The sequence below is a fragment of the Kitasatospora sp. SUK 42 genome (assembly GCF_015776785.2).
In the GTDB taxonomy this organism is placed as follows: domain Bacteria; phylum Actinomycetota; class Actinomycetes; order Streptomycetales; family Streptomycetaceae; genus Kitasatospora.
Genome location: NZ_LFMD02000005.1, coordinates 118,083 through 129,589 on the forward strand (window position 1 = coordinate 118,083; position 11,507 = coordinate 129,589).

General features: G+C 73.2%; 10 protein-coding genes and 1 pseudogene. 7 read left to right on the plus strand and 4 right to left on the minus strand.

What is annotated here, in order from left to right; all coding sequences use genetic code 11:
* Window positions 1-9: 9 nt before the first annotated feature.
* On the minus strand, window positions 10-2,385 hold the full coding sequence (locus RZ50_RS19200; RefSeq protein ID WP_217680656.1) for a DUF4118 domain-containing protein: 2,376 nt from the start codon (window positions 2,383-2,385) through the stop codon (window positions 10-12).
* Window positions 2,386-2,477: 92 nt separating this feature from the next.
* On the opposite strand from RZ50_RS19200, the gene RZ50_RS19205 reads away from it, so the two are divergent.
* The 5 genes from RZ50_RS19205 (at window position 2,478) to RZ50_RS19225 (ending at window position 8,015) form a co-directional block, all read left to right on the plus strand.
* A complete protein-coding gene (locus RZ50_RS19205) occupies window positions 2,478-2,825 on the plus strand; it encodes a GntR family transcriptional regulator (protein ID WP_196950210.1) in 348 nt (115 codons plus the stop codon).
* Window positions 2,826-2,839: 14 nt separating this feature from the next.
* Window positions 2,840-3,847, plus strand: coding sequence for a DUF1648 domain-containing protein (locus RZ50_RS19210; protein ID WP_196950209.1), 1,008 nt, complete (start codon window positions 2,840-2,842; stop codon window positions 3,845-3,847).
* A gap of 72 nt (window positions 3,848-3,919) precedes the next feature.
* Window positions 3,920-5,710 carry an ABC transporter permease subunit gene (locus RZ50_RS19215; RefSeq protein ID WP_308271864.1) on the plus strand — a complete coding sequence of 597 codons (1,791 nt, stop codon included), beginning with the start codon at window positions 3,920-3,922 and terminating at the stop codon, window positions 5,708-5,710.
* 57 nt (window positions 5,711-5,767) lie between these two features.
* Window positions 5,768-7,084 (plus strand): nitrate/sulfonate/bicarbonate ABC transporter ATP-binding protein, encoded by a 1,317-nt coding sequence (locus tag RZ50_RS19220; RefSeq protein ID WP_217680658.1) that lies wholly within the window; start codon window positions 5,768-5,770, stop codon window positions 7,082-7,084.
* A gap of 382 nt (window positions 7,085-7,466) precedes the next feature.
* Window positions 7,467-8,015 carry a hypothetical protein gene (locus RZ50_RS19225; RefSeq protein WP_217680659.1) on the plus strand — a complete coding sequence of 183 codons (549 nt, stop codon included), beginning with the start codon at window positions 7,467-7,469 and terminating at the stop codon, window positions 8,013-8,015.
* Between the two features lie 111 nt (window positions 8,016-8,126).
* Here the strand turns inward: RZ50_RS19225 and RZ50_RS19230 are convergent, their stop codons facing one another.
* The gene (locus RZ50_RS19230; protein ID WP_217680660.1) at window positions 8,127-8,828 is read right to left on the minus strand and encodes a hypothetical protein; all 702 of its coding nucleotides are present in this window, start codon (window positions 8,826-8,828) and stop codon (window positions 8,127-8,129) included.
* A gap of 362 nt (window positions 8,829-9,190) precedes the next feature.
* Between RZ50_RS19230 and RZ50_RS19235 the strand changes: the two genes are divergently transcribed.
* Together RZ50_RS19235 and RZ50_RS19240 are read left to right on the plus strand one after the other, a co-directional pair.
* Entirely contained in the window at window positions 9,191-9,934 is a 744-nt protein-coding gene (locus RZ50_RS19235; RefSeq protein WP_217680661.1) for a hypothetical protein, read from the plus strand.
* A gap of 101 nt (window positions 9,935-10,035) precedes the next feature.
* Window positions 10,036-10,875 (plus strand): SAM-dependent methyltransferase, encoded by an 840-nt coding sequence (locus RZ50_RS19240; protein ID WP_217680662.1) that lies wholly within the window; start codon window positions 10,036-10,038, stop codon window positions 10,873-10,875.
* A 15-nt stretch (window positions 10,876-10,890) separates the two neighbouring features.
* On the opposite strand, the pseudogene RZ50_RS19245 reads toward RZ50_RS19240, so the two are convergent.
* Both RZ50_RS19245 and RZ50_RS19250 read right to left on the minus strand, forming a co-directional pair.
* A pseudogene (locus tag RZ50_RS19245) lies at window positions 10,891-11,265 on the minus strand (response regulator transcription factor); the annotation flags it as partial.
* Between the two features lie 48 nt (window positions 11,266-11,313).
* Window positions 11,314-11,507 (minus strand): transposase (locus tag RZ50_RS19250; protein ID WP_217680663.1); only part of this gene is annotated, 194 nt, incomplete at its 5' end.

The window sequence follows — 11,507 nt, forward strand, 5'->3', positions numbered from 1 at the left end:
GGACGCGCCCTAGACGGCGGCGATCGGGAGGTCGAACAGGTAGGCCGTCCCTCCGCCCGGGGCCGGTTCGGCGGTGAGCTCCCCGTTCATCGCCTCCACCAGGCCCCGGGCGACGGTCAGCCCGGCCGGCTCGGCGTCGCCCGGGGCGGTCACCCGCAGGTGGACGCGGCCCGCCACGGCGCCCGCGTCGACCACCGCCGGGCGGCCGGCCGCCGCCAGCACGTCGGCCACGGCCCGCTCCAGCAGGCCGGGGTCGGCGAGCACCTGCGGCAGCCCGCCCCCGAGCGCGGTCCGCACCCCGACGGGCTCGCCGGAGAGCGCGGCCGCCACCACGGGGGCCAGCCCGGTGGGCCGCAGCACCACCGGGATCTCCCCGGCCCGCAGCCGGCTGAGGTCCAGCAGGTTGGCGAGCAGCCGCTCCATCCGCCGGGCCTCGGAGCGGATCCGTCGCCGCTCCGGGCCCGGCAGTTCGGCGGCCTCCCGGCGCAGCGCGGCCAGCGGGGCGCGCAGGTCCTGGCCGACGGCCTCCAGCAGGGCGGTGTGCAGGGCGTCGGTGTGGGCGAGGGTCTCGGCCGCGGCGGCCTGGGCGGCGAGGCGCTCGCGGTCGCGGGCCAGTTTCAGCTGGGTGACGTACGGGCCCAGCAGCCGGGTGTCCTCCTCGCCGAGCGCCGGTCCGCGCAGCGCGAGGACGGCGTCGGAGCCGAGGTCGACGGCGAGCGAGGCCTCGTCGGGGCGCAGCGGGACGGTGGCGCCGGAGGCGGCGGCGGGCTGCCAGAGCCGGCCGGTGCGGACCAGGACGACGGCGCCGTCCAGTCCGAAGACCTGGCGCAGTTCGGCGACCAGGTCGGGCAGCGCCCGGGCCCCGGACTCGACCGTCTCCCCGGCGAGGCGGGCCAGTACGGCGGCCTCGGCGCGGGCCCGGTCGGCCTGTTGGGAGCGGCGGGCCAGGCCGTCGATGAGGTGGGAGATGATCCCGGCGACGACGAGGAAGAGCAGCAGCGCGGCGAGGTCGGCGCCGCGCTCGACGGCGAGGCTGTGCCAGGGCCTGATGAAGAACCAGTCGGCGGCGAGCGCCCCGGCGGCGGTGGTGCCGGCGGCGGGCAGCAGGCCGCCGAGCCGGGCGGTGGCGGCGACGGCGAGCAGCAGGCAGAGCAGCACCCCGCCGAGCGCGAGCGAGCCGCGCAGCGGGGAGAGCGCCCAGGCGAGGAGGATGCCGGTGGCCGGGCCGAGCAGCCAGGCGAGCCGGCGGCGGTGCAGCGGTACGGCGGCCGGGCGGCGGCGCCTGGGGGCGGCCGGGACGGTGAGCAGGCCGGGTTCGGGCGGGGGCAGCACCCGGACGTCGATCGGGCCGGCCAGCCGGATGACCCGGTTGATGACCGAGCCGGTGGCCAGTTCGCGCAGCCGGCTGCGGCCGGTGGGGCCGAGCAGGATCTGGGTGGCGCTCTCGGTGCGCGCGAAGTCGACCAGGGTGCGGGCGACGTCGCCGCCGCTGACCTCGACGTAGCTGCCGTGCAGTTCGTGCAGCAGGGCGCGCTGGTCAGCCAGGCCCGCCGGCTCGCGGGTGGCGGTGCCGTCGTCGGGGCGCACGTGCACGCCGATCAGGTCGCCGTGCACCCGGGTGGCGGTGCGGGCGCCGCGGCGGATCAGGTGCTCGCCCTGGGGGGCGCCGTTGAGGGCGACGAGGATGCGCTCCTTGGTCTCCCAGGGTGCGCGGATGCCGTGCCGGGCACGGTAGTCGGCGAGTTCCTCCTCGACCCGGTCGGCGAGCCAGAGCAGGGCGAGTTCGCGCAGGGCGCCGAGGTTGCCGGCCCGGAAGTAGTGGTCGAGGGCGACGTCGACCCGGTCGGGCGGGTAGATGTCGCCCTGGGCCATCCGGGTGCGCAGGGCCTGCGGGCTGAGGTCGACGAGTTCGATCCGCTCGGCGGCGCGCACGACCTCGTCGGGGATCCGCTCGCGCTGGGCGACGCCGGTGATCTGCTGCACGACGTCGTTGAGGCTCTCCAGGTGCTGGATGTTGACGGTGGTGTCGACGTCGATGCCGGCGTCGAGCAGTTGGCGGACGTCCTCCCAGCGCTTGACGTGGCGGCTGCCGGGGGCGTTGGTGTGGGCGAGTTCGTCGACGAGGGCGAGCAGGGGGCGGCGGGCGAGCAGGGCGTCGACGTCCAGCTCGGTGAACTCGGCGCCCCGGTGGTGGACGGTCCGGCGGGGCAGCACCGGCAGGTCGCCGAGCTGCTGCTCGGTGCCCCGGCGGCCGTAGGTCTCGACCAGGCCGACGACGACGTCCAGTTCCTCGTCGTCGTGCAGCCGCCGGCCCTCGGCGAGCATGGCGTACGTCTTCCCGACCCCCGGCGCCGCCCCCAGGTAGACCCGCAGCCGTCCGCTCACCGCACCACCTCCAGGTCCATGGTCGGCCGGTCCGGGCCCGGGCGCGAGCGACACCGACACGATGATCGAATGGTGCTATCGTCATTAGCACCATGTTGCTGAAGCTGGACACCGGAGACGCCCGGCCACTGCACGAACAGGTCGCGGGCGCGATCAGACGCGCCGTCGCCGAGGGCGAGTGCGCCCCCGGGGACAAGCTGCCACCGGCCCGCGAACTGTCGCGGGCGCTGGGAGTGAACACCAACACCGTCCTGCGCGGGCTGCGCACGCTACGGGACGAGGGAGTGCTGGAGTTCCGCCGGGGCCGTGGCATCACGGTCGCGACGGACGCCGACACCCGCTCCGAACTGACCGAACGCGTACGACAGTTGATCGCCGACGCGGCCCGGGCGGGCTACAGCAGGAACGATCTCGTGGACATGATCAGGGGGATGTCGTGAAGGACGAACAGCCCGTGACGGACCGGCCCGCGACGGGCCGCCCGGCGCGCCGGGGCGCGCTCTGGGCCGCGGTGGCCTGGACGCTCGGCGTGCTGGCGCTGCTCGTAGCACTGCCACTGGCCGCACGCGACCGGCTGCCCGAGCAGGTGGCCACCCACTGGAGCGGCCGCAACCCGGACGGCTCGATGCCGCTGACGGCGGCGGCGCTGTTCCCGGCCGGCATCTGGCTGCTGGTGGCGCTCGGCGTCGCGGCCGCCTTCCGCTTCCGGCCCGGCCAGGCGCGCGGTCACTTCGCCGCCGTTCTGGCCGCCACCGGCGTGCTGCTGACGGGCGCCCAGACCTCCGTCGTGCACGCCAACCTGGACCGCGCCCGCTGGCAGGACGCCGCGCCGATGGGCATCGAGGTGGTCCTCGTCATCGTCGCGGCGGGAGCGGCCGGCCTGCTGGCCTGGTTCGCGACCCGCACACCCGCCACCGGAGGCACCGGAGGCACCGAAAACGCCACCGCCCACCCGGCCACGGCGCTGGAGGTCCCGGCCGACACCCGGCTCGTCTGGCTCTCGCACGCCGCCAACGCCTGGATGCAGGTGACCGCCGCCGTCCTCGGCCTGGGGGCGGCCGGGATCGCACTGATCGCGGCGAGCGGGCTGAGCGGGCCCAACTGGTTCACCGCCGTCACCCTCGCCGTGGGAGCGGTGGTCCTCCTGCTCAGCTCCTCCGTCCAGGTCCGGGTGACCGCCGCGGGACTGTACGTCGGCTTCGGCCCGTTCGGCTGGCCCGCCCGGCGCTTCGCCCCCGAGGACCTGCTCTCGGCCAGGGCCGAGCAGCGCACCGCCGGCCAGACGGGCGGCTGGGGCTACCGCATCAACAACCGCGGCACCACGGTGATGCTGCGCGGCGGCGACTGCCTGGTGGTCCGCACCCGGCGCGGGAGCGACTTCGCCGTCAGCGTCGACGACGCCGAGCGCGGGGCCGCCCTCCTCAACACGCTCATCACCGGGGCCGCCACCCCGACCCGCTGATCCGCCCCCGTCAGGCCCCGCCACCCTCAGGCACTGCTCCGGTGGCGGGGCCTGACGACTGCGGTCAGGCTGGTGCGCGGCCGGACCAACGGCGGCAGACAGGCGAGCAGCGGACGGACGGTGGTGCGGGTGGCCGGCGACGGTTTTCCCTCACGCGGCGTGTGGCGCCGGCCCGAGCTCCGCTGGGTGGACCTCCTGGTCGCCGCCGCCCTGATCTCCCTGCTCTACGGGCTGCTGCGGCTCGCCCCCTCGCTGAACGCGCCCTTCCTGCCCGACCAGGCCCCCGCCACCGTCTCCACCGACCCCTCCAACCTGCCGTACTACGCGGTCCGCTCGCTGGTGCGGATGTTCGTGGCACTGGTCGCCTCGGTGCTGTTCACCTTCGTCTACGCGATCGCCGCGGCCCGGCTCCGGCGGGCCGAGAAGGTGCTGCTGCCCGTCCTGGACATCCTCCAGTCGGTGCCCATCCTCGGCTTCCTGTCGGTCACCGTCACCGCCTTCATCAACCTCTTCCCCGGCTCCACCCTCGGCCTGGAGTGCGCGTCGATCTTCGCGATCTTCACCTCGATGGCCTGGAACATGACCTTCGCGTTCTACTACTCGCTGGTCAGCCAGCCGGGAGAACTCGACGAGGCGGCCCGGGTGATGCGGCTGACCAAGTGGCAGCGGTTCTGGCGCCTCGACGTGCCCGGCGGCATGATCCCGCTGGTCTGGAACGGGATGATGAGCTTCGGCGGGGCCTGGTTCTTCCTCGCCGCCTCCGAGTCGATCAGCGTCCTCAACCACCACTACGCGCTGCCCGGCATCGGCTCCTACGCCGCCACCGCCATCGGCAGGGGCAACCTCGGACAGGTCGGCATCGCGATCGGCGTGATGGTCGTCATGGTGATCGGCGTCAACGTGCTGTTCTGGCGGCCGATGACGGCCTGGTCCGAGCGCTTCCGGGTCGAGGAGGCGGAGGCCGCCGACCGTCCGCGCAGCCTCGTCCTCGACCTGCTGCGCCGCTCCAGCCTGCCCGAGCTGGTCGCCCGGCCGCTGCGGCCCGTCGGGCTCGCGCTGGACCGGGGCACCCGGGTCTTCGGCCTGGCCGAGCACCCGCTGGCCCGCCCCGCCTCCCAGGAGCGCGCCGGCGACGTGTTCTTCGCCGGGGCGGTGACCGCCGTCGTGCTCTTCGGCGCCTGGAAGGCCTTCGACTACGTGAGCACCACCGTCGGCCTCCGCGAGTTCGGCCACGCCTTCGCGCTCGGCGCGGCCACCTTCGGCCGGGTGCTGGTGCTGCTCGCGGCGGCGACCGTGGTGTGGGTGCCGATCGGGGTGTGGATCGGGATGAACCCCAAGGTCACCCGGTTCGCCCAGCCGGTGGTGCAGGTGCTGGCCAGCTTCCCGGCGAACTTCCTCTTCCCCTTCGCCACCGCCGCCTTCGTCGCCCTCGGGATCTCACTGAACATCGGCTCCGTACTGCTGATGGCGCTCGGCGCGCAGTGGTACATCCTGTTCAACGTGATCGCCGGGGCCTCCGCGATCCCCACCGACCTGCGCGAGGCGATGACCGGCTTCCAGGTCAGGGGGCGGCTGCGCTGGCGGGCGTTCATCCTGCCCGCCGTCTTCCCGTACTACGTCACCGGCGGCATCACCGCGGCCGGCGGCGCCTGGAACGCCTCCATCGTCGCCGAGGTGGTGCAGTACGGCTCGCACCACCTGACCGCCACCGGGCTCGGCGCGTACATCGCCGACGCCACCGGGACGGGCGCCTTCCCGAAGATCCTGGTCGGGGTGAGCGTCATGAGCGTGTACGTGGTCGCGCTCAACCGCCTGCTGTGGCGCCGCCTCTACCGGCTCGCCGAAACCCGCTACTCCCTCTGACCCTCCCCCACGCCCCACGCCCCCCGCCCGCCACGCCAGCCGAGGAGCCCCGCCGCGATGGCCACCGCCACCCGTACCACGATCGTCGAGGCCGCCGACGTGACCAAGACGTTCACCACCCCCGACGGCCGGGCCCTGCCGGTGCTCGACGACATCAGCCTGCACCTGGCCGAGGGCGAGATCGTCGCCCTGCTCGGCAAGTCCGGCTCCGGCAAGTCCACCCTGCTGCGCTGCCTGGCCGGGCTGATCTCGCCGTCCTCCGGGACGGTCACCTACCGGGGCACCCCGCTGCGGGCCGCCAACCCGGGGGTGGCGATGGTCTTCCAGTCCTTCGCGCTGCTGCCCTGGCTCACCGTCCAGCAGAACGTCGAACTGAGCCTCCAGGCACGCGGGGTGGACGAGGACGAGCGGCGCGAGCGGGCGCTGCGGGCGATCGACCTGATCGGCCTGGACGGCTTCGAGGGCGCCTACCCCAAGGAGCTGTCCGGCGGGATGCGCCAGCGGGTCGGCTTCGCCCGGGCGCTGGTGGTCGAGCCGGACGCGCTGTTCATGGACGAGCCGTTCTCCGCGCTGGACGTGCTGACCGCCGAGAACCTGCGCAACGAGCTGGTCGGCCTGTGGGAGGGGCACGAGGCGCCGGTGAAGTCCATCCTGATCGTCACCCACAACATCGAGGAGGCGGTGCTGCTGGCCGACCGGATCCTGGTGCTCTCCTCCAACCCGGGCCGGATCCGCTCCGAACTGACCGTCGACCTGCCCCGCCCGCGCGACCGGCGCACCCCGCAGTTCGAGGCGCTGGTCGACACCGTCTACGGCATCCTGACCGGCCGCGAGGAGCAGCCCGCCGCCGAGCCCGCCGCGCCCCAGGCCGCCACCCCGATCACCACCCCGCTGCCGCCCGCCACCGTCGGCGGGCTGGCCGGCCTGCTGGAGATCCTGCTGGCCATGGGCGGGGAGGAGGGCCTGGCCGAGATCGCCGACGAGCTGAACTTCGAGGTGGACGACCTGTTGCCGCTGGTCGACGCCGCCGTGCTGCTCGACCTCGCCCGCACCACCGACGGCCGCTTCGCGATCACCCCGGCCGGCCGCGAGTTCGCCGCCGCCGACATCCTCACCAGCAAGCAGCTGTTCGCCCGTCAGGCCGCCCGCCGTGCCCCCCTGGTCCGCGCCGTCGTCCAGGCCCTCGCCGCCACCGAGGACCACACGCTGCGCGAGGACCTCTTCCTCGACCTCCTGCGCGCCGGCTTCGACACCGAGGACGCCCGCCGCCAGCTTGAGACCGCCATCGACTGGGGCCGCTACGGCGAGCTCTACGACTACGACGCCGACGACGCCGAGTTCACCCTGGACCCGGGCGCCGAGGCGGCGCTGTAGGTCGTCTCAGCTGCTGCGGCTGAGTGACAAGCGCACGGCTCCCCGAGGATGTCCGCAATGTGATGAGACGACTGGTCTTAACTTCTTTTGAGATGTCAAATACGTCGCCCAGCAGGCGGTCGCCTGCGGTCGCCCCCCTTGCGGAGGTCGTTGGATGAACCGTCGTCCCTGGGTCGCAGCGTCGCTGGCAGGCGTGGCCATCGCCCTCGTGTCCCCGTCGACAGGCGCCGCCGCCCAGGCGCCCGCACCGCACGCCTCCGGTCCCCTCGGGCCCCCGAACTGGGGTGGGGGTGAGGGCGGGGAGGGACACGAGAGCGACCGCGGTCCCTGGCGTGACTGCCACAGCCCCGACCGGGTCGTCCTCATCGACGGGAAGTACAGGGTGATCATGAAGAACGGCCCGAAGGGACCGGAGGCCATCGTCATCGAGAACGCGTCATCCGAGAAGTCACCGTCGGAACCATGGGACGACTTCTTCGTCACCTCGTACTTGGACGTGAACTTTCCCGTCCAGACCAGCAACCAGTACCAGTGGAAGATCCGCGACTTCTTCAGGGAGCACCCGGTCTTCGAGGTGAAGGCGTTCGACGACCACAAACGGGAGTTCCCCTTTCCGGTCACCCACTGCAACGACGGCCCCGACAACGATGACCGCGGTGGCCGTGCCCATCCGTCCGGTGGTGAGAGCGCCGGCGCGAGTGACCCGTCCGCCTCCCCGTCGTCCCAGGGCGAGGACGGCGACAAGAACGGACAGTCGGCCTCGGCGGCTCCCAGCGCCGGGGGCACCGTCCACCCTCTTCCCCGCGATGCCGCGGCTGCGGGCCGGCACGACGGTGTTCTGAGCGCGAAGCACATCGGGATCACGGCCGGCGGTCTGCTGGTGGTTCTGGGACTGCTGGCCACGGCGTGGACCCGCCGGCGTCGTCTCTGACACGTTCCCTTCCCCACGACAGCAGCGGCTGTGCGTGCCCGCCGATGACGGGTGCGCACAGCCGCTGCTGTCGGTCGCCGGATCCCTCCCGGGCGGGACCGCCGGAGGGACCTACCGCCTGGCGAAGGGGCCGAGTACACCCGGAGGACTCGGCTTGGCGAAGGGGCCGGGCACGACGAAGGGGTGGGGCGTGACCACGGGGCCCTGCGCGGCGGAGGGCGCGGGTGCGGCCGAGGGACCCGGCGCGGGCAGGGGACCCGGCGTGGCCACCGGAGCGGGCACGGTCAGGGGACCGGGCGCGGCCGGGGGAACAGGCGGGGCGAAGGGGCGCGGCGCGGCCGGGCTGCCCGGGTCCGGCCGAGGGGTCGGGCGCGGCCGGGCGCGGCCGGGCGTCGCCGAGGGGCTGGGGGGCGCCGAGGCGGTGGACTTGGCCGAGGGAGCAGGCGTGGCCGAGGGGCTCGGGCGGGGGTCGTGACGGCAGATCACGTCGGTGTCCTTGAACCCGTAGCTCAGGCCCCAGTCCCAGTCGCAGCCGCCCCAGTACGTCCTCACCCAGCCGCAGTAGGGGCCGCCGTAGCTGAAGCAGGGGGGTACCGGGCCCTGCGTGCCCGGATCCGTGGAGAGCGGCGGGGGCGGTTCGGCCTCGCCCCACGAGGCGCCGGGGGCGCCGAGGGCCCCGAGGGCGCTGACCATGCGGGCCTGCCCGGCATCGGCCCTCTGGGGCATCCGGTCCGCGAGGAGGAGGGGCAGGCAGAAGGCCGAGGCGGAAACCGCCACCGTTGAAGCGACGAGAGCGCAGCGGGTGATGCGCATGACTGTTCCTCTTGGCTTTGTGGTCCGTGGCAAGTGCGCATGAACTCCGGGCACGAGCGCCGCCGCAGTGAGCGTCGGATTCAAAACGTATGGTCTGAAGAACTCTCCGGCAGCTGGTGAGCCGCCAGCCAGGTGGCCCCGCTCCGGTTTTTCACCCGAAGAGTCTCGCCCCGGTCCACGCCGCGCGGCCCTCCACCTGGTAAACCACCTGATTCGGTGGTGGGTCGATCTCCTTTGCGGGTACACCAGTTGACGGCCGCTTCCGTGCGGCGGCGCTCCCGTCGACACCGCCGCGCGTGATTCCCCAGCGGTCGGACGATCCGCGGGCCAGGGCTGCCCGTGCGGAAGGCGAGGAGGCGTCCGTGAGTGACGACCGGCTCAGCGACAGGATCCCCGACTCACCAGATCAGAACGTCCAGGACGAACGGACCATCACGTTCCTCCGGTTCGGCGTCGGCGCGATCGGCATTCTGCTGCCGCCCGCGCTGCCGCTCGGGAACTGGCTGGCGGACGAGGTCATGGGGCGTGGTACGGACGGGTTCTGGCCCGTCTCGATGAGCGCCTCGTACTACACGAGCACGCGGAACGTCCTCGTCGGGGCGCTGTGCGCGCTCGGGGTGTTCCTGATCTGCTACCGCTTCGACCGGCGGGACGACCGGTGGAGCACGGCGGCCGGGGTGTTCGCGCTCGGGGTCGCGCTGTGCCCGACGGCGCCCTCGGACCCGACGGAGCTTCAGCACGTCGTCGGGGTGTTCCACCTCGTCTTCGCCTCGCTGCTGTTCGTGATGCTGGCGCTGTTCTGCCTCTACTCCTTCCGCAATCCGCGCTCCGCGCAGCCGGCCCGGGTCGGTACCGCCTACCTGGCGGCCGGGGTGCTGATCCTGCTCGCGCTGCTGGCGGCCCTGGTCACCGGGTTGTCCGGGGTCGGTGCGGACTGGCCGGTGCGGCCGCTGTACCTGTGCGAGTGGGTGGCGACCTGGGCCTTCGGTGCGGCCTGGATCGGGGCGGCCGTGGAGCTGGCGGCCGGACGCGGCGGGCGGGCCGGCAGCGGGGTGCTCCCCCGCCAGTCCGGGGTCCGGCCGCGGAGTCCGGAGGCCCAAGCCTGAGGATCGTCATCCAGTCGCACTGAATGACCGTTACCATGCGCCCCAACGGCCGTCACCGTGGCGGCCGGTGACGGATGCCCAGCAACAACGGAAGGGCGAGCATGGCGAACGAGGCCCGGTCCCAGCAGGAGACGCGGCAGGACCACTCATCGGTGGACCTGCGGATGGACGTACCGCACTCCGCGCGCGTCTACGACTACCTCATCGGCGGCAAGACCAACTTCGAGGCGGACCGGACCGCCGCGCACGCCTCGGTGCAGGCCTGGCCGTCACTGCCGATCTCCATGCGCACCACCCGCGACTTCATGCAGCGCTCGGTGCGCCACCTCGCCGAGCACCACGGGGTGCGGCAGTTCCTGGACATCGGCACCGGCATCCCCACCTCCCCCAACGTGCACGAGATCGCCCAGTCGATCGACCCCGAGGCCCGGGTCGCGTACGTGGACAACGACCCGATCGTGCTGACCCACGCCCGGGCGCTGATGGACAGCACGCCCCAGGGCCGCACCTGTTACGTGGACGCCGACTTCCGCGACCCGGAGTCGATCATCGAGAACCCCCGGCTGCGCGAGGTCCTCGACCTCTCGCAGCCGGTGGCGCTGTCGCTGATCGCGATCGTGCACTTCGTGCTGGACGAGGACGACCCGCAGGGCATCGTGCGGCGCTTCATGGACGCGCTGGCACCCGGCAGCTTCCTCGCCCTGACGGTGTTCACCGGCGACACCGACCCGGTCGGGGTCGGCGGCGTCGGCCGCGAGTACAACGCGCGCGGCATCCCCCTGCAGATCCGCGACAAGGCCGAGACCGAGGCCTTCTTCGACGGCTACGAACTGCTCGACCCCGGCGTCACCCTCGTCCACCACTGGCGGCCGGACGCCGACGCGGCGCCGGTCCGCGACCAGGACATCGCGATGTACGGGGGCGTGGCGGTCAAGCGCTGAACCCCACGGGCCTGGTCAGCCGGAGACGGCGACCAGGCCCGCCTCGTAGGCGAGGATGACCAGCTGCACCCGGTCGCGGGCGTCCAGCTTGGCGAGCAGCCTGGTCATGTAGGTCTTGACGGTGGCGATGCTGAGGACCAGTTCGGCGGCGATCTCGGTGTTGGACAGACCGCGGCCGACCAGGGTGAGGATCTCCCGCTCCCGGTCGGTGATCACTCCGAGTCGGTGGGCCGCCGGGGCCGCCCGTACCCGTGACGGCTGCGGCCGCTGCCCCGCGAACGCCCCGATCAGCCGCCGGGTGACGCTCGGCGCGATCAGGGCGTCCCCGGCGGCGACCACCCGCACGGCGGCGAGGATGTCGTCCAGCGCCATGTCCTTGACCAGGAAGCCTGGCTCTTACAAGATTTTCGTAGCTGTTGATCGCCCTGGGCTCTGGTGTCAGCTGAGGAGAATGCGCTGGCGTAGGAGGCGGTGTCCGGCGCGGCCGTACGTCTGCCGCTTGAGCAGCTTGATCTTGTTGTTGACGCCCTCGGTGCGGCCGTTGTGCCAGGGCAGGGTGAGAGCGGCGTCGACGCCGGCGCGGTCGCGCTCGAGGCCGGTGGCATAGGCGTGCAGGAAGGGCAGGTTCGCGG